This is a genomic window from Pseudoalteromonas sp. TP27 (assembly GCF_056470645.1).
In genome coordinates, this window is record NZ_JARDAK010000026.1 from 19,643 (window position 1) to 36,998 (window position 17,356).

Here is a 17,356-nt window from a genome sequence, read left to right on the forward strand (position 1 = left end):
ACAATATTTATGCGATTTATCCGTTAATAATGCATGTTTTAAATGTAAATTTTTGTTCTATGATAGTTTAAAAGTTGTTCTATTAAGTACTAGGTTGCAGTTTTGAATAGGTTATCTATTTGCTCTGGTAAAAATGGCCTACCTTTTTCATTAACAGAAGTACCTATAACCAGTGCGTTTAGCATCACTTTTTCATCATTTTTACGAATAACCGTTTGCTTAAACGCAAACTTTAAACGACTAATACGCTGCGGCTCTACAGCCACATAAAATTCATCACCTGGTAATAGTGAATGTTTATAGTCCATTTCGCTGCGCATCACGACTAGGTTAATTTTATCTTTCGCTAACTGAGAAAAATCAATACCGTGTGCGTACAAAAATTCATGGCGTGCGTGCTCTAAATAATTAAAATAAACACTGTTATTTACGATACCTTGTAAGTCACATTCGTAATCACGTACTTTAAAGTCGACTTTAAAGGTCATATTAGTAATCCTGATTATTTAACGTATAATTGCCGCGTTTATAGCACATGTGTTTAAATAATTGCTACCATACGAGTCCCTAAAATGGAGTTAAGTAACCCAATGAACTTACGTTTGTCTTTAATTACTGCCGCACTTTTACCGCTGCTTGGTGCACCAATTGCAGCTAACGCTGATGATAGCGACCTAGAAAGAATTGTTGTAACCGGCGATTTTCAGCGCGAAAGCATTCAGACTTTAAGCGCGAGTGCGAGCTTATTCAGCGAAGATGAAATTAATCAACGTGGGGCAAGTTACTTAGACGAAATGTTAGGCAGCACCGCCAATGTAAACTTTGCATCTGGCGCGTCGCGTGGTCGTTATATTCAAATTCGTGGTGTGGGGCTTCGCTCACAATTTGTAGATCCTATTAATCCATCTGTAGGCTTAGTTATTGATGGTATTAACTATTCTGGCCTTGGTGGCAGTTCATTATTATTTGATATAGACCAAGTAGAAATTTATCGTGGCCCACAAGGTACACGCTTTGGCGCAGACGGTATGGCCGGTATGATCCAAATGGGTTCAGCTAAAGCCACGAGCGATCCAAGTTTAAAATTACAAGTAGGTGCTGGCACATACAACACCCGCGAAGCAGGCATTGCAGCAAGCACTGGTTTAACAGATGATACTAGCGCACGCGTTAGCTACTTTCGTAGAAAATCAGACGGTTACGTAGATAACCTGTACTTAAATGACGAAACACAAAATCAAGACGAACAAGTAGCGCGCTTTAAAATAAACAGTCAGCTTACAGAGCATTTAAATACTGAGTTAAATCTTCACTATATCGATATAAACAACGGCTACGATGCGTTTACGCTTGATAACAGCCGCAATAGTGTAGCCGATGAACCAGGCCAAGATACTCAAGAAAGCTACGCAATAGGTATTAATAATACTTATACGGGTTTTGATTTATTTGATGTAAACCTAAATCTATCGGCTATTGATACCGAGCTGCTTTATAGTTTTGATGAAGACTGGGGTTGTAATGACTCAAGCGAGCCACAGCTATGTGCTGCGGGCTTACATCCAGATGGATACAGCTCAACCGATCTTTATAGCCGCGATCGCGATGATCAATCTGTAGATTTACAGTTTAATTCTAAAACAGGTAACTGGGTTGCGGGTATTTATTACCAAAACCGTGATGTTGATTTAGAACGCCAATACACATGGTTAGCAAGCCCATTTTCTTCAACTTACGAAACAAGTAATGTTGCAGTATACGGACAATTAGCGACTCCTGTTGGCCCTAAAACAACACTCATTACAGGTTTACGTGTAGAGCAATATCAAGGTGACTACACCGACAGTAACGGCTTTATACAAGATACTGACGACGTAATGGTTGGCGGTAAAGTTGCGCTAGAGTATCAAGTCATTGATCGCACCATGATCTACGCAAGTATCACCCGTGGTTATAAAGCTGGCGGTATAAACTCAGAAGCGCTTGCTAAAGCGAAAGATGAAGGCTTAAACCTAAGCGCTGATTTTTTCCAGCAGCATACGAGCTTCGACCCAGAATATTTATGGAGTGGTGAGTTTGGTGTTAAGGGCTCATCGCTTGATGATAAATTTACGCTTCGCTTAGCTGCATTTTACATGCACCGCGATGATATTCAGTTAAAAGCATGGCAAGTAGAAGGTCAGCAATTTACTGGTTATGTTGATAATGCAAGCTCTGGCAGTAATTACGGACTTGAAATTGAAGGTAGTTACCAGTTAACTGATAATTTATTTTTAACGGGTAGTGCTGGCTACCTAAATACAGAAATAGACGACTTTGTAACGCAGTCAGGCTTAAACCAAGACGGCCGCGAACAAGCACAATCACCTAAATATCAATATGCTTTTACTGCTCGCTATAACTTTACAAGTGAGCTTTACGGCATGGTTGGTGTTGAAGGTAAAGACGATTACTACTTCTCAGATAGTCACAACTCACAAGCGCCAAGCAGCAACTTAGTTAATTTAAGCTTTGGCTATGAAGCAGACATGTGGGCTGTACGCGCATGGGCTCGTAACGTGTTTGACGAAACAGTCCCAACACGTGGCTTTGAATTTGGTAATGACCCACAAGATGGTTACGCAACGCATACATACACACAACTAGGCGAGCCTCGCGTAGCAGGTGTTACGTTTACGCTTAATCTGTAAAACACAGCCGTTGGCTTTCAACTAAAAGCTACAGTAAGCAAATAAAAACACCGCGTTTAATTTAAACGCGGTGTTTTTATTTGTAGACGTCGAGCTTGCTCACGTGAGAAGCGCAGCTTCTAATTACTTTAAACCAAGCATAAACGACATATAATCAAACAACTTTTTAAAGCTTCGCTTTAACGCGTCAGCAAGCTGCACGCCTACAGGGTATTTAAAACACCGCGTTCAATTTTATGGCTGTGTTGTAGACGTAGAGCTTGCTCACGTGAGAAGCAACGCTTCTAATTACTTTAAACTAACTATAAAGGACATATAATCGAACAACTTTTTAAAGCTTCGCTTTAACGCGTCAGCAAGCTGCACCCCTACAGAGTATTTAAAACACCGAGTTCAATTTTACGGCTGTGCTGTAGACGTAGAGCTTGCTCACGTGAGAAGCGCAGCTTCTAATTACTTTAAACTAAGCATAAGCGACATATAATCGAACAACTTTTTAAAGCTTCGCTTTAACGCGCCAGCAAGCTGAACGCCTACAGGGTATTTAAAACGCCGAGTTCAATTTTATGGCTGTGTTGTAGACGTAGAGCTTGCTCACGTGAGAAGCGCAGCTTCTAATTACTTTAAACTAAGCATAAGCGACATATAATCGAACAACTTTTTAAAGCTTCGCTTTAACGCGCCAGCAAGCTGTGCGCCTTCAGGGTAGGCATTACGCCCTTTGCACATCAAATGCTATCACGTCTTTAATTTTCTCTTTGTTTGTTGCGAGCATTACCAGCCTATCAATCCCCATTGCAACACCAGCGCATTGTGGTAATCCATGCTCCAGCGCTTTAATTAAGCGCGTATCCATAGGCACTTGCTTTAAACCGTTGTTAGCACGGTATGTGTTATCTTCATTAAAACGCTTAGCTTGCTCACTGGCATTTGTGAGTTCGTTAAAGCCGTTAGCCAATTCCATATTTTTGTAATAAAGCTCAAAGCGCCCTGCTACGCGTGCATCATGTTCACAAATTTGTGCAAGTGCCGCTTGAGAAGCTGGAAAATGATAAACAAAACATGGCTTATCTTGCCCTATTGTTGGCTCTACTTTCATACAAAATAATAACTGCAGTAAGGTATCTTTATGCGTTTCATTTTTGGCTATATCAGCAAATCCGTGCTCACACGCAAGTTGTTTTAATTGCTCTATATTTGCAGTTAGCGGATCAAGCCCAAGTGATTGTTTAAACGCTTGCTGATAGGTAAGCCTTGTTGCAGGCTCGACGCCTAAAACAAGCTGCATTAGCTCATCCATTTCATCCATAAGTGCAAATTCGCCAAAGCCTGGGCGATACCATTCAAGCATTGTAAATTCAGGATTGTGATGACTACCTGCTTCTTCATTTCTAAATGCTTTACAAAGCTGAAAAATAGCGCCTGAGCCTGCTGCTAACAAGCGTTTCATAGCAAACTCTGGAGATGTTTGTAAAAATAGAGGAAGGCCACCAGCATGCCCTGGGCCTACAAATGTGGTATTAAAACTAGCTAAGTGCACATCGGTTACACTGGCAGCACTTAAGCTTGGCGTTTCTACTTCCATAACATCTCGTGCATAAAAAAATTCACGGATGCTGCGCAATATTGCTGCACGCTGCTTTAGTGTTTCAATACTTGCGCTAGGCGCCCAAAGATCTGCTGACATATTTTCTCCAAAAAAAATCCCAGCTTAAGCCGGGATTTATTAAGCTGAGTTAAGTGTTACTTAACGCGGCTTACGTATTCACCGTTACGCGTGTCTACTTTAATTACTTCGCCAATTTGTACGAATAATGGAACTCGTACCACAGCGCCTGTGCTAAGCGTTGCTGGTTTACCACCAGTACCCGCTGTATCGCCTTTAAGGCCAGGATCTGTTTCTGTGATCTCAAGCTCAACAAAGTTAGGTGGTGTAACAGCAATAGGGCTGCCGTTCCATAATGTAATTGTGCATAAGTCATTTTCAACTAACCATTTAACTGCATCGCCTAGTGCTTTTTCGTCAGCAGCAATTTGCTCAAATGTTTCGTTATTCATGAAATGCCAAAATTCGCCGTCTGTGTATAGATACGCTAAATCTGTATCCATTACATCAGCACCTTCAACTGATTCACCCGATTTAAAGGTTTTTTCAAGCACCTTACCAGAGATAAGTTTACGGATACGAACACGGTTAAACGCCTGGCCTTTACCAGGTTTTACCATTTCATTTTCTAAGATACTGCAAGGCTCGCCGTCCATCATAATTTTTAGGCCGCCCTTGAACTCGTTGGTGCTATAATTCGCCATCGTTTCCTCTATTTATATTTTTTCGAGTAATCTACATGCCAATGATACAAAGAAATGAAGCAAATTTGCATAAAAACTGGCAAAAAGAATTAGCAAATGTAGTTACCTGCCCAAAAACCTTGCTTGAAATGGTCGGTTTATCGAGCCAAGTCCATGAAAACGACCTAAAAGCCCGTAGTTTATTTCCGGTACGTGTGCCTATCCCTTTTATAAAAAAAATACGCAAAGGCGATCCAAACGATCCTCTTTTGCTACAAGTTATGCCACGCCATCAAGAATTTTTGACTAAATCGGGTTTTAATAAAGATCCCCTACTTGAGCAAGATAACGACCAACCCGGCCTTTTACATAAGTACAAATCGCGTGTTTTGGTGATGTTTAAAACCGGCTGTGCTGTAAATTGTCGTTACTGCTTTAGAAGGCATTTCCCGTATCAAGAAAATCAACTTAATAAAAAAAGTCTGCTAGAAACACTGAGCTATATAAAATCAGATAGCAATATAAACGAAGTGATTTTAAGTGGTGGCGATCCACTGATGGCCAAAGACGATGCAATAAGCTGGTTTTTAGATGAACTTGAGCAATTACCACAAATTAAACGAATGCGAATTCATAGCCGTTTGCCGGTAGTTATACCTGCGCGAGTGACCGATGAGTTATGTGAGCGACTAGCAAAATCGCCATTAAAAATCATTTTTATTAATCATATAAACCACGCAAACGAAATAGACGCTGATTTTAAAGCTGCCATGCAAAAGCTTAAACAAGCAAACATAACGCTTTTAAACCAAGCTGTAATTTTAAAGGATGTGAACGATACGGTTGATGCGCAAATAAACTTAAGCGAAGCGTTATTTGACGCAGACGTATTGCCGTATTATTTGTATTTGCTAGATAAAGTTGAAGGGGCGAGCCACTTTGATATTAATGAAGCGCAAGCAATTGAAATAATGGCAGAGCTATTAAAAGCTCTGCCTGGATTTTTAGTGCCTAAATTAGTAAGAGAAATAGGTGGTCAAAAAAGCAAAACACCTATCGACCTTAAGCTCATTTAAACGTAAATATTTACGTTATTACCCAGTGTCGCAGTTGCCGATTTAGCCGGTGTTTGCGCACTTGGTACTTGTGCAGCACCTTCGATAAGAGCCAGTGCTGCTGAGCCATCAACCTTTTGCTGTCTTTTAGCAAGCGCAGCACTTAACACTTCAGCACCTTCACCTGTACCAGACATTACTGGTAAATTTCCACCTGATATATTCATATAACAAACCTGACTTTTAAATATAATCCACGTATTATGTCGGCAATGCAGTGCAAAGCTTTAGGAAAACCATGGACTCTATTATTGAACAACTCAATACTAACTTAAAAATTGTTTACCGTCAGGCACTTGATGCTGACAAAAAACTCGACGAGCTTCAACAGCAAGGTCACGGTAAGTTTAAAGCCTTATTTACTGCCGATTCAGGCTTTAGCTTTGAAGCTAAACGTTTTAAGCCTTACGTACTCGACGTAGCCGCTGATGTTGAAAGCTTATCTAACGATGGTTTTGATGAAGAAAAACTTAAAACAACCGTTATTAAGTTACAGCAAATACTCACGTTGTTAGCTACTTTTAAGTAAAGCTTAAAAATAAAAATGCCGCTATTTAGCGGCATTATTATTTTGAGTTAATCTAAACTTGGTAATATTTGTTCACCAAACCACTCTGTTAATAAGCGTTTTTCGTAATAAAATGATTCGTCGCGACCCATTTTAATTTTATCCATAAAGCCCATATCTTTAAGCTCTACATCAGTATCTTTACTTAGCACTGTACCGTCTTTATTGGTTAACGAATAATTTAGCTTAATGCGTGGAAAGTAAATTGGTTTCACTACACGGATTTCGTCCATACCGCCATAACGCACATCACCCGCTAAATCTAAATCAGTAAACTCTACGTTTAATTTGTAATCTTTTGGCAATTGCTCGGCTAGTTTTGCCATATGCTTTTCGAAACTAGCTGCCACACTTTTATGATATGAGCTCTTAGTTTGGTTTGACGCTCGCACATCACGATAATCATTAAAGTCATGCCATTTAACAACAGACTCACCCGCATGGGCAAGTGCAGGCAATGCAATACACATTGTTGCTGCTATTTTTTTAACTAAATTCATATCTTTCTCCAAAGAGGTAGACCAATCACAAAAGTGTAGATTGGAGTAAACCTAGCATTAGCTATTACTGGGTTCATTTTAGCACTTATTTATTAACTATAACTTAACCTTACGAACTAAGTGTTACTTATGGCGATAAAATGTAACCGAAGTTAGTAATATTAATTTATATAAATATCATGATCTACTGTAAATAATAAAAGTCACAGATAAAGCATGTAAACCATCTCAATTTATGGTGAAATTAACTCAATTGATAAAAGGTACCCACGGAGCTTTCATGACTATTTTAGTAACCGGTGGCGCTGGCTATATTGGCTCGCACACTGTTTTAGAACTTTTACAGCAAGGTAACGATGTTGTTGTTATTGATAACTTAAGTAATTCATCTCAAGAATCTCTTGCTCGCGTAAAAAAAATCACAGGTAAAGAAGCTACTTTTTACCAAGGCGATATTCTCGATAAACCCTTTTTAGATTCAGTATTTGCAAAACACACGATTGATAGTGTTATACATTTTGCGGGTTTAAAATCAGTGGGTGAATCGGTTGCAAAGCCCGTTGAGTACTATCAAAACAATGTACAAGGTACGCTTACGCTTGTTGATGCTATGCGAGACGCAGGTGTATTTAAATTAGTATTTAGCTCGTCAGCCACGGTATACGGCGACCCTGCAAGCCTGCCAATTAAAGAAGATTTCCCTGTAGGTGGTACTACTAACCCTTACGGTACATCTAAGTTGATGGTTGAAATGATGCTGCAAGATATCGCTAAATCAGATGAGCGCTTTGCGTTTGCTATTTTGCGTTACTTTAACCCAGTAGGTGCGCATGAATCGGGCTTAATTGGTGAAGATCCTAACGGTATCCCGAACAACCTTTTACCGTTTATCGCACAAGTAGCGGTCGGTAAATTAAAGCAACTCGCTGTATTTGGTGATGATTACGACACCATTGATGGCACCGGTGTACGCGACTATATACACGTTGTAGATTTAGCTATTGGTCATTTAAAAGCGCTTGATAAAATTGCCAGCAGCACAGGTGCATTAGTTTATAACCTAGGTACTGGTAATGGTTACTCTGTACTGCAAATGGTTAATGCATTTATTAAAGCAAGCGATCAGGCTGTACCCTATCAGGTTTCACCTCGCCGCCCTGGTGATATTGCAGCGTGTTATGCCGCACCAGAAAAAGCACTTAATGAACTTGGCTGGGAAGCAGTACGCGGTATCGATGAAATGATGCAAGATACATGGCGTTGGCAGTCAAATAACCCAAATGGTTATAAGGGTTAAGTAAAACAAGCTTCAAACTTAAAGTAAGTGCGCGGTATAAAACCGCGCCTACAGAGTATTTAAATACCGAGTTCAATTTTATAGCTGTGTTGTAGGCGTAGAGCTTGCTCTCGCGAAAAGCGCAGCTTTTAATTACTTAAATATCCATCCCAAAAACTGCGTTTTTGAACGCCTGCAAGCAGCGTGTCTACAAGTAAATTTAACCACAGCGTTAAGTTTTGGCTGTAGGCGTAGAGCTTGCTCACGCGAAAAGCGCAGCTTTTAATTACTTAAATATCCACCCCAAAAACTGCGTTTTTGTACGCCTGCAAGCAGCGCGTCTACAAGTGAATTTAACCACAGCGTTAAGTTTTGGCTGTAGGCGAAGAGCTTGCTCACGCGAAAAGCGCAGCTTTTAATTACTTAAATATCCACCCCAAAAACTGCGTTTTTGTACGTCTGCAAGCAGCGCGTCTACAAGTGAATTTAACCACAGCGTTAAGTTTTGGCTGTAGGCGAAGAGCTTGCTCACGCGAAAAGCGCAGCTTTTAATTACTTAAATATCCATCCCAAAAACTGCGTTTTTGAACGCCTGCAAGCAGCGCGTCTACAAGTGAATTTAACCACAGCGTTAAGTTTTGGCTGTAGGCGAAGAGCTTGCTCACGCGAAAAGCGCAGCTTTTAATTACTAACATCTAACAAATTTCTTCGTTATGTCTGCGCCCACTGCCTTAACAAGTTATGATAAACCCCCGTCAACTGAATAATCTCTGGGCTATCTTCTACTTTGCTGCGCAAACTTTGAATCGACATATCTAAATCAAACAATAAACCGCGTTTTTCGTCGCTGTTTATCATACTCTGTAACCAAAAAAATGAGGCTAATCTACGCCCACTCGTTACAGGCATTACACGATGTAAACTCGTTGAAGGGTACAGCACCATACTGCCTGCTGGCAGCTTTACGCTATGTGAGCCATAAGTGTCTTCAATAACAAGTTCACCGCCCTCATAGTCTTCGGGGTCATTAATAAATAACGTCATTGATACATCTGTACGAATTTTTACAGGCGTACCCGGCACTTGTCTAATTGCATTATCTACATGCACACCAAACGATTGCCCGCCTTGATAACAATTAAATAACGGAGGAAAAATTTTTGCGGGGAGCGCTGCCGACATAAACAAATTACTGCGCGCAAGTGCTGCCATTATAATATCGCCAAGCTCTTGGCATTCAGGGCTATTTTCAGGTAGCTGTAAGTTATTTTTTGCTTTGGTTGATTGATGCCCTGCGGTAATACTGCCATCGGCCCACTGCGCTTTAAGCAAAACCTCATGACAATAAGCCACTTCTTCTTTTGTTAATAGCTCTGGAATTTTAACTAGCATGTGCGCCCTCTCACATTTTTATCAAATAATTAAGGGCAGGTAATAGGCCTGCCCTTATATTTACTCATACTTTTTAATTTGTTTTAAAATTAAAAAGAGTAGCTTGCTGTTAAGCTAAACTTACGACCATCACCAGGTACAAAGTGTCCTCCACCTAGCTGATCAACGTAATCTTTATCACCTAAGTTTTCACCGTTAAACTGCAGGCTCAAATCTTTTGATATGTCATACGCAACCATCAGGTCAAAAATAGTATAACCCGGTGCACGAGAACGTGTAGACGTAGTGCCGTTGTAACGATCACCTACATATTGCGCACCTAAACCAAACGATAACTTATCCGACATATCGTACGTAGTCCAAACACTTGCGCTATTTTTAGGTGTACGGGCAAGCTCGTTACCAATTTGCGATACGTCATCACCTAAGGCTTTAGTCACTTCACTATCTTGATAAGTGTATGAAGCAATTACAGTCCATTCTTTAGTAATTAGGCCAGTTGCTGAAAGCTCTAAACCTTGTACACGTTGCTCACCACCAAGTAACTCATCTTTGCTGCTATCAGCAAACGGATCATCAGTGCGGGCATTGGTTTTTTCCGTACGGAAAAGCGCTGCATTAGTTTGCAGGCGCCCATCCATTAGGCTCCATTTTGTACCTAACTCATAACTGCGGCTTTCTTCAGCGTCTAAATCGGCTGCATTACCGCTAGTCGATACGGTAAGATCTTCAGCTGATGGGCTAAATGAGTTGCCAGCGCCTAAATAAATGCTGCCATTTTCTGTTGGTTTATATACCACAGCCGCATTCCAGCTAACTAAGTCGTCACTTGTAGAAATTAGTGCGCTTGGGTCGTTGTAGTCATAATGATAATCAGTAGTGAAACTATCAAAGCGAATGCCACCTGTCACTTCCCATTGCTTGTTAAGTGTTACCGTATCAAATGCATAAATAGCTTGGTTTTTAGCTTTTGCTTCAATGCTTCTTCCATCACGGCCATATACACCGGTAAATGCAATTGTTGCATCAGGGTTGTATAAATCGTTACGTATTTCGTCTTCAATTAGGTTATCTGGTGTCGTTGCAACTAAGGCGTAGCGTGTAAATGTTTCGTTTGCAAGTTCAACCCCCATAACAACATCGTGAGTAAAGCCTGCAAACTCGTAATTACCAATTAAATCAACCTGTATTGCTGCAAGTGAGTCTTGTGTATCACGTGTTTTTTCATCTGCAAAGGTAATATCAGTGTCTGTTGTAACCGAGAAATAACGCGGTGCAGTTGTTACTGACTCACGCTTTACTTTACCTAAACGACCTTGAACACGTAACGTAGTATTTTGAGAGAAATCATACTCATAACGAGCTGTTGTTGAGTAGGCTTCAATGTCTTCGTAATCACGGTAAATATTACCGTAAAAGTTATCAAAGTCGACAGGAGATGGTGAGCGCGCACTATCTGCAAGTTCAGCTACAGGCGTATCATTGTAAACCCAAGGAATACCGTAGTCTGGTAAATTGTCTTGGCGCTGATACTCTAGGTTTAAATCAAAACGACTGTTTGTACCAAGCCCTGTTGCAAATGCAAACGCAACAGCATTTGTTTCATTCTCAACATGGTCACGACCTGCAACATCACCTTTATCAGTAAGAAGATTGATACGTAGTGCGCTTGTGTCGTTTACTTGAATGTTAGTATCAAAACGACCACGGTAATCGTTTTCTGTACCTAAACGTAGCGAAACGTCGTTAAAGTTGTCTAACTTCGCCTTTTTACTTTCTAAATTAACACTACCACCTGTTGCGCCACGACCAGAAACTGCTGAGCCTGGGCCTTTTGCAACTTCAACGGCTTCAATGTTGTAAATATCACGTGTATAACCTGCAACATCACGAATACCATCTACAAAAATATCATTTGTTGCACTAAAACCACGAATCGACATGCTATCGCCAGTAGGTGAGCCACCCTCACCTGCAGCTAAAGAAATACCAGACACATTGCGTAAAGCATCACGTAAGCTATCTACGTTTCTATCTTTCATTACCGCTTGGTTAATTACCGTTACCGTTTTAGCTGTATCGAGTAGCGGTTGAGTGTATTTATGAGACGTTGATTTTTCAACAACATAGCTAGACTCAGTTTTAGTTTCTGCTTTAGTTACCGATAATTCTTGAACATCCTGTGCACTTGCCCAAGTTGAAAGCGTTGCTGTAACAACCGCTGCAATTGGCTTTATGTAGGCATTCCCTTTATTCGATGGCTTACTCATGGTTACTCCGTAGTTTTTATTAAGCACTTAACTATTGTTAATTTAAGGTACATATTTAATTTCGGCGAAATCCTACCACCCAAACAACGCAATGTAAACGATAACTGTTATCAATTGCATTGTTATGTAAATTCCTATATTGTATACACACTCAAAAATTAACAGTAATTACGTCCTTGTAATTGCTTGTAGTAACTTTCAGGATTGTTGTTAAGTAATGCGAAGCTTAATTAAACCAATTAGCGTAGTTATCGCGCTTTGTAGCACTATGGCAGTAAAAGCCGACACTGTTAGTGAGCTAGAACAACTCGTTAATAAATGGCTACAAATAGAAAATCAAAACACAGAATTAAATACTCATTGGCTTGAACAAAAAAGTAGCATGGAGCAAACCTTAACGCTTCTAAATGCTGAGCAGCAGCAACTTAGCGAGCTTAATCAGCGTAGAAAAAAAAACACCAGTGAGCTTGCCCAAAAACGCGAACAGCTTGTTACCAAGCAATCAGAGCTTGAAAATGATCAACAGCAATTAAATGATCAACTAGCACGTATTTCTGGGCAATTACTTTCATTACAAGTGCAACTCCCCCCGCCACTTTTAAGTAGTTGGAAAAACACTGGTGATTTAAGCGACTCACAGCTCAGTACAACAGACAAATTACAAACAGCGCTAAAAATGCTGACTCTACTTAATGATTTTCAACAACGTATTTCAATTCACGAAATGGCTATTAAGCATCCTGACGGGCAAGAAATATGGGTAAAGCAGCTTTATTTAGGTGCAGCACAAGCATGGTTTGTAAGCGAAGATTTAAGTTACGTAGGTATTGGTTTTCCAAGTGACTTAGGTTGGCAGTGGGAATTTGACCCAAGCATTAATGCTGAGCAAGTTGCACTAGGTATTGCTGTACAGCAAAAAAAGCGCGCTGCTGATTGGGTAACACTGCCAATATTAAGTTATGTAAATAAAAACCAGCAAGGGGCTAAATAATGGCTACTAACAGCATAATTGCAGTATTTAGCGCCACGGTTTTACTTTTTAGCGCAAACATTTCTTTTGCAGCCAGCAGTGATGATGCCAAGCAAAGTATTTTAAGTGATATTAAAACAGCGCAACGCACTCTAAATAAAACTCAAAATAGTATTTCAAAAGAGCAAGCTACCCTTGCAAAGCAAATTTTTACCAAGCAGCAATCGCTCAGTAAATTGCGCGAACAAGCAGCCGTTAATCGCCGCCTAGCTGACGAAAACACATTAAGCCTTGATCAGTTACAAACCCGATTAGACACTTGGCAACAGCAACAGCAATATCAATTAAACTTACTTAGCCGTTTTGTGCGCCAAAATACCAGCAATAGTGCTAGCAGTAACGAGTCGACTAATAACCAAAACGACTTATTAAGCCGCGTTATATCGCAAATTAATAATCAAGAGCAGGCACTTTATCCACAGTTTAAAAAGCAATCAGTTGTGCTAAGTAATGGCGAATTAAGCCAAGCTAATACCCTTCAAGTCGGGCCTGTTGCATGGTTTAGTACGCAAACACCTAAACTTATGGGTTTATTAAATTTGGATGATGAATCTAATGCATTAAAAGTAGCGTTAGTACAATCTACAAGTGACGATAACCCACTCGATAATACTTTAAAGCAAAACGGTGTAGGCTCAACATTACTTACTTTTGATCCTAGTTTAACGCACTTAGTGACTAGCCAAGCCCAACAAGAAAGTCCGCTTGAACACCTAGAAAAAGGCGGCTTGTGGGCTATCCCTATTATTTTATTTGCCTGCTTTGCACTAACCATTGCGCTATTAAAAGCCGCACAGCTACTACGTTTAAGTAAAATTAAAATGCACTCTCAAATGCAATTACAGCAATTTTTTAAAGCTGAAAATAGCAATGAATTTGCAGGCATGCAGCAGCAGTTATTTAACTTAACGCTGCAAAGCGAAAAAGGGCAAGTGAGAGACGATCAATTATTTAATCAGTTAATTCACGATAAGCATAAACTCGATAACTTTATTGGCGCTATTGCCGTTACGGCTGCAGTAGCCCCACTACTTGGGTTATTAGGCACTGTTAGCGGCATGATCGAAACATTTAAAATGATGACCTTGTTTGGCTCAGGCGACCCAGAAGTTGTATCGGGCGGTATTGCACAAGCACTTATAACAACTGAATTAGGTTTAGTCGTTGCCATACCCGCTCTGGTATTAAATGCACTGTTATCACGTAAAGCAAAAGCGTACTACAGCCAACTAGAAGGCTTTGCATTACAGCTTAGTCAACTAGAAAAAGGAGAAAACAATGTTTGAAAAAATCGTTAGTAACCCAATTTGCTGGTGTATTCTTTTACTCGCTTTATTTGTATACCAGTTAATTTTTCATGACTTACTGCACCTTAAACAATACCAAGCGCAGCGCAAAGGCTACTGGCAAGAGGTTAGCTCTATTTTAACTGCCGCTCTTCCGCTACTTGGTTTATTAGGCACTATTGTTGGGTTGCTCGATACATTTAAAGTAATGGCGCTGGGGCAAAACGAGTTAATGAGTGCAGCCATTGGTGATGCATTACTAACAACTCAATTGGGCCTCGTGTGCGCTATTCCTGCATGGTTAATGCAAGCTTACTTAGCGTATTCGCAGCGTAACCCTAAATTACATACGTTAAGTAAGCAGTTAGGGTAACACTATGCAATCACGTTTAAAGCACAAGCTAGAGCAAGAAGCGGGACAACATATCGATATGTCGCCACTACTTGATGTGGTATTTATATTGCTAATATTTTTTATTGTTACAACCGTATTTGTACGCGAAAGCGGCGTAGAGGTTGATAAACCACAAGCCGTATCAGCCAGTCGCCTTGAGCAACAAGTTATATTTTTAGCAATAACCGATTCTCAACAAGTATTTTTTGATGGTAGCCAAATTGGTGTTGCTGGCGTGCGTAGTAGTGTCGAGCAAATGCTAAAACAGCAACAACGCCCTGTGGTTATTCAAGCTGATAAAACAGTACCTACAGAATTACTTGTTCAAGTAATTGACGAAGCAAAGCTGGCAGGCGCGGCGCAAGTTAACTTAGCGACCAAGCAATAATATGCACGCGATTGACTCGTCTCAAAAAACAAAAAACAATCGCCATCCACTTTTTGCATTTGGCCTTAGCCTCATTGTGCTTAGTGCTGCATTACTACTTTTATGGCTTGGGCAACTTGCCGAACACCATATGCAAGACAAAGTGGTTGTACGTGAGATTGCCATGGTGGCACTGCCACCTCCTCCTCCGACATCAATATCGCAACAGCAAACAAGTGAGCCAATGCAAAGCTTAACGGTAGAAGGGGCTGGTGCTTCTATTCAAGCAGTTAAAATTAAGATAAAAACCAATTTAAGCATTGTAAAGCCCGATACACCCAACGTAAAAGTAAACGCGCCACAATGGCAATCAATGAGTGTAAATTGGGATGCATTTAGCTTAAATCAACTCGATGGTCTCCCCACTTTACTTACACCTGTTAAAGCCGTTTTACCAAAAAGCTTAACCCGCCGAGGTGTTGATGTATTTACTGTAAAACTCGATGTATTTATTGATGAAAGTGGCAAGTTAAGTTTAATTGAGGTAGTACAAAATCCATATCCTGAACTTAAACCAGCTATCGACAAAATTATTAAACAAAGCCGCTTTAGTGCACCTAAAAAAGAAGGTGAAACCGTACGCGCTCGCTTTATTTGGCCAATCGAATTTAAACCTTAAGCCTATTAAAATGAAAAACATGAATATATTTAAAACGCTAAAACCATTAACTCGCGCAGTTATCACTACTTTAATGTGCTCATTCCCTTTATTAGGTGTAACTAGCGTACATGCTAGCGCTGCCAGTGATACTAATGCGCCACTAAAAGTAACTTTATCGCCTAGCGATCCAACATGGCAGTTGGCTATAAATAATAAATTATTAGGCCCTACAGAGGTCCTTATTGAGCCGACCGAGCGCGGTTTTGCTCGCCAAGTGCAACCACTATTACAAGCCGGTAATTACAGTGAAGTTGCTGCGCTATTTAAAGACCGTGATGTAAATCAAGACAGCACCGCTTTAAACTTATTACGTGCACAAGTACTGCTTTCAACAAAAGACTTTAATAACGCTGAACTAGCTTACTTAGCGTGTTTAAAAGCCTCACCTGATTTAGTAAAAGCACATCAAGGTTTGAGCCTTTTATACATGCAACAAGCAAAGTATGACAAAGCGCAAACACACCTAGTTCACAGTATTGAACTTGGCCAAGCTGATGCACAAAGTTATGCGCAACTTGCTTATATACACGTACAACACAGCCAACCTTGGAGCGCTGTAGCGGCGTACCGCCAAGCACTTATGCTAGCGCCAGAAACAGTGCAATATCAACAAGGGCTATTGTTTGCGTTAATTGAATCGGGTGATTTAAATCAGGCAAATGCATTATTAAAAGAATTACTTAATAAAACCCCTGATAAAGCTGAACTTTGGTTGCAACGTGCACAAATAGCACTACAACTTGATCAAAAAAAGCAAGCGCTTGCTGCTATTGAAGTGGCCTTAAAACTCAACCCTAAAGATACCAGCAACCAACTTTTAGCAGCTCAGTTGCACTTAAGTGAAGGTAGCAGTAAACGTGCAGTTAGTTTATTAAAGCAAGGTTTAAAACAGGCCAATAAAAAACAACAAGTTGAGGTTATTAATACCACAATGCAAACGCTAGCTTGGCTTGTATCTCAACAAAAATGGGATTTAGCTAAAGAGCTAATAGGCAGTGCAAAAAGATTAACTAAACAGCTACCCCGTGACGAACAAGCGCAGTTTTCTATATACAGTGCACAACTTGCTATGCAGCAAGGTAATGCTACGCGCGCTCTTAAAAGCTTAAATAACGCACTTAAAATAAACCCGAATTTAGGTGATGCCCTACTTAGTTTAGCGAGTATTTATCGTGATAAAAATCAGCTTACGCAAGCTAGATTAATGTATGTACGCGCTCAAGCTCTGCCTGACTATCAACTATCGGCATGGCTTGGTTTATCGCAAATAGCGATTGATTCTAAAGACTATTCTGAAGCGTTAAAACATCTTAGAAAAGCGTTGCAGGCAAACCCACAACGCCAAGATTTAATAACCAACATTCGCGCCCTTGAGAATATAGTGCGCCAAGAAGGATAAGTTTAACGCTGTGGTTAAATTTACTTGTAGACGCGCAGCTTGCTGGCGTTCAAAAACGC

The 17,356-nt window shown here is 40.3% G+C and carries 17 protein-coding genes; 10 read left to right on the plus strand and 7 right to left on the minus strand.

The window, feature by feature from the left end:
• Window positions 1-89: 89 nt before the first annotated feature.
• A complete protein-coding gene (locus PX700_RS19815) occupies window positions 90-488 on the minus strand; it encodes an acyl-CoA thioesterase (RefSeq protein WP_479521687.1) in 399 nt (132 codons plus the stop codon).
• A gap of 84 nt (window positions 489-572) precedes the next feature.
• Here PX700_RS19815 and PX700_RS19820 point away from each other — a divergent pair, with 84 nt between their 5' ends.
• Window positions 573-2,690 (plus strand): TonB-dependent receptor, encoded by a 2,118-nt coding sequence (locus PX700_RS19820; RefSeq protein WP_479521688.1) that lies wholly within the window; start codon window positions 573-575, stop codon window positions 2,688-2,690.
• 712 nt (window positions 2,691-3,402) lie between these two features.
• Here PX700_RS19820 and epmA read toward each other — a convergent pair.
• Window positions 3,403-4,377: an elongation factor P--(R)-beta-lysine ligase gene (gene epmA, locus PX700_RS19825; protein ID WP_479521689.1), complete on the minus strand. Its 975-nt coding sequence runs from the start codon at window positions 4,375-4,377 to the stop codon at window positions 3,403-3,405.
• Between the two features lie 56 nt (window positions 4,378-4,433).
• Window positions 4,434-5,000: an elongation factor P gene (gene efp, locus PX700_RS19830; protein WP_024596699.1), complete on the minus strand. Its 567-nt coding sequence runs from the start codon at window positions 4,998-5,000 to the stop codon at window positions 4,434-4,436.
• A 41-nt stretch (window positions 5,001-5,041) separates the two neighbouring features.
• On the opposite strand from efp, the gene epmB reads away from it, so the two are divergent.
• On the plus strand, window positions 5,042-6,055 hold the full coding sequence (epmB, locus tag PX700_RS19835; protein WP_415638738.1) for an EF-P beta-lysylation protein EpmB: 1,014 nt from the start codon (window positions 5,042-5,044) through the stop codon (window positions 6,053-6,055).
• On the opposite strand, the gene PX700_RS19840 is transcribed toward epmB, so the two are convergent.
• Window positions 6,052-6,261, minus strand: a complete 210-nt coding sequence (locus PX700_RS19840) for a hypothetical protein (protein ID WP_415638729.1) — start codon at window positions 6,259-6,261, stop codon at window positions 6,052-6,054. The two genes, epmB and PX700_RS19840, sit on opposite strands and share 4 nt — an antisense overlap.
• Before the next feature lie 71 nt (window positions 6,262-6,332).
• Between PX700_RS19840 and PX700_RS19845 the strand changes: the two genes are divergently transcribed.
• A complete protein-coding gene (locus PX700_RS19845; protein ID WP_182752399.1) occupies window positions 6,333-6,623 on the plus strand; it encodes a prephenate dehydrogenase in 291 nt (96 codons plus the stop codon).
• A gap of 47 nt (window positions 6,624-6,670) precedes the next feature.
• On the opposite strand, the gene PX700_RS19850 is transcribed toward PX700_RS19845, so the two are convergent.
• The gene (locus PX700_RS19850) at window positions 6,671-7,162 is read right to left on the minus strand and encodes a DUF3016 domain-containing protein (protein WP_415638730.1); all 492 of its coding nucleotides are present in this window, start codon (window positions 7,160-7,162) and stop codon (window positions 6,671-6,673) included.
• Window positions 7,163-7,442: 280 nt separating this feature from the next.
• Here PX700_RS19850 and galE point away from each other — a divergent pair, with 280 nt between their 5' ends.
• On the plus strand, window positions 7,443-8,459 hold the full coding sequence (gene galE / locus PX700_RS19855; RefSeq protein WP_415638731.1) for a UDP-glucose 4-epimerase GalE: 1,017 nt from the start codon (window positions 7,443-7,445) through the stop codon (window positions 8,457-8,459).
• Window positions 8,460-9,149: 690 nt separating this feature from the next.
• Here the strand turns inward: galE and PX700_RS19860 are convergent.
• Entirely contained in the window at window positions 9,150-9,830 is a 681-nt protein-coding gene (locus tag PX700_RS19860; RefSeq protein WP_165729231.1) for a Fe2+-dependent dioxygenase, read from the minus strand.
• A gap of 89 nt (window positions 9,831-9,919) precedes the next feature.
• A complete protein-coding gene (locus tag PX700_RS19865) occupies window positions 9,920-12,100 on the minus strand; it encodes a TonB-dependent receptor (RefSeq protein WP_415638732.1) in 2,181 nt (726 codons plus the stop codon).
• 217 nt (window positions 12,101-12,317) lie between these two features.
• Between PX700_RS19865 and PX700_RS19870 the strand changes: the two genes are divergently transcribed.
• The 6 genes from PX700_RS19870 to PX700_RS19895 are packed head-to-tail and all read left to right on the plus strand — an operon-like array spanning window position 12,318 to window position 17,297.
• Window positions 12,318-13,091 (plus strand): DUF3450 family protein, encoded by a 774-nt coding sequence (locus tag PX700_RS19870; RefSeq protein WP_415638733.1) that lies wholly within the window; start codon window positions 12,318-12,320, stop codon window positions 13,089-13,091.
• The gene (locus PX700_RS19875) at window positions 13,091-14,416 is read left to right on the plus strand and encodes a MotA/TolQ/ExbB proton channel family protein (protein WP_415638734.1); all 1,326 of its coding nucleotides are present in this window, start codon (window positions 13,091-13,093) and stop codon (window positions 14,414-14,416) included. The genes PX700_RS19870 and PX700_RS19875 overlap by 1 nt, the downstream gene beginning before the upstream one ends.
• Window positions 14,409-14,789: a MotA/TolQ/ExbB proton channel family protein gene (locus PX700_RS19880; RefSeq protein WP_197151769.1), complete on the plus strand. Its 381-nt coding sequence runs from the start codon at window positions 14,409-14,411 to the stop codon at window positions 14,787-14,789. Before PX700_RS19875 ends, PX700_RS19880 begins: the two co-directional genes overlap by 8 nt.
• A gap of 4 nt (window positions 14,790-14,793) precedes the next feature.
• Window positions 14,794-15,198, plus strand: a complete 405-nt coding sequence (locus tag PX700_RS19885) for an ExbD/TolR family protein (protein WP_010555259.1) — start codon at window positions 14,794-14,796, stop codon at window positions 15,196-15,198.
• Between the two features lies 1 nt (window position 15,199).
• Window positions 15,200-15,856: an energy transducer TonB gene (locus PX700_RS19890; protein WP_415638735.1), complete on the plus strand. Its 657-nt coding sequence runs from the start codon at window positions 15,200-15,202 to the stop codon at window positions 15,854-15,856.
• Between the two features lie 19 nt (window positions 15,857-15,875).
• Window positions 15,876-17,297 carry a tetratricopeptide repeat protein gene (locus PX700_RS19895; RefSeq protein ID WP_415638736.1) on the plus strand — a complete coding sequence of 474 codons (1,422 nt, stop codon included), beginning with the start codon at window positions 15,876-15,878 and terminating at the stop codon, window positions 17,295-17,297.
• Window positions 17,298-17,356: the final 59 nt, after the last annotated feature.

Bases quoted from the DNA above. Each gene is read 5' to 3' on its own strand.
- PX700_RS19815 (WP_479521687.1), bottom strand. From the start codon at position 488: ATGACCTTTAAAGTCGACTTTAAAGTACGTGATTACGAATGTGACTTA.
- PX700_RS19820 (WP_479521688.1), top strand. From the start codon at position 573: ATGGAGTTAAGTAACCCAATGAACTTACGTTTGTCTTTAATTACTGCC.
- epmA (WP_479521689.1), bottom strand. From the start codon at position 4,377: ATGTCAGCAGATCTTTGGGCGCCTAGCGCAAGTATTGAAACACTAAAG.
- efp (WP_024596699.1), bottom strand. From the start codon at position 5,000: ATGGCGAATTATAGCACCAACGAGTTCAAGGGCGGCCTAAAAATTATG.
- epmB (WP_415638738.1), top strand. From the start codon at position 5,042: ATGATACAAAGAAATGAAGCAAATTTGCATAAAAACTGGCAAAAAGAA.
- PX700_RS19840 (WP_415638729.1), bottom strand. From the start codon at position 6,261: ATGAATATATCAGGTGGAAATTTACCAGTAATGTCTGGTACAGGTGAA.
- PX700_RS19845 (WP_182752399.1), top strand. From the start codon at position 6,333: ATGGACTCTATTATTGAACAACTCAATACTAACTTAAAAATTGTTTAC.
- PX700_RS19850 (WP_415638730.1), bottom strand. From the start codon at position 7,162: ATGAATTTAGTTAAAAAAATAGCAGCAACAATGTGTATTGCATTGCCT.
- galE (WP_415638731.1), top strand. From the start codon at position 7,443: ATGACTATTTTAGTAACCGGTGGCGCTGGCTATATTGGCTCGCACACT.
- PX700_RS19860 (WP_165729231.1), bottom strand. From the start codon at position 9,830: ATGCTAGTTAAAATTCCAGAGCTATTAACAAAAGAAGAAGTGGCTTAT.
- PX700_RS19865 (WP_415638732.1), bottom strand. From the start codon at position 12,100: ATGAGTAAGCCATCGAATAAAGGGAATGCCTACATAAAGCCAATTGCA.
- PX700_RS19870 (WP_415638733.1), top strand. From the start codon at position 12,318: ATGCGAAGCTTAATTAAACCAATTAGCGTAGTTATCGCGCTTTGTAGC.
- PX700_RS19875 (WP_415638734.1), top strand. From the start codon at position 13,091: ATGGCTACTAACAGCATAATTGCAGTATTTAGCGCCACGGTTTTACTT.
- PX700_RS19880 (WP_197151769.1), top strand. From the start codon at position 14,409: ATGTTTGAAAAAATCGTTAGTAACCCAATTTGCTGGTGTATTCTTTTA.
- PX700_RS19885 (WP_010555259.1), top strand. From the start codon at position 14,794: ATGCAATCACGTTTAAAGCACAAGCTAGAGCAAGAAGCGGGACAACAT.
- PX700_RS19890 (WP_415638735.1), top strand. From the start codon at position 15,200: ATGCACGCGATTGACTCGTCTCAAAAAACAAAAAACAATCGCCATCCA.
- PX700_RS19895 (WP_415638736.1), top strand. From the start codon at position 15,876: ATGAATATATTTAAAACGCTAAAACCATTAACTCGCGCAGTTATCACT.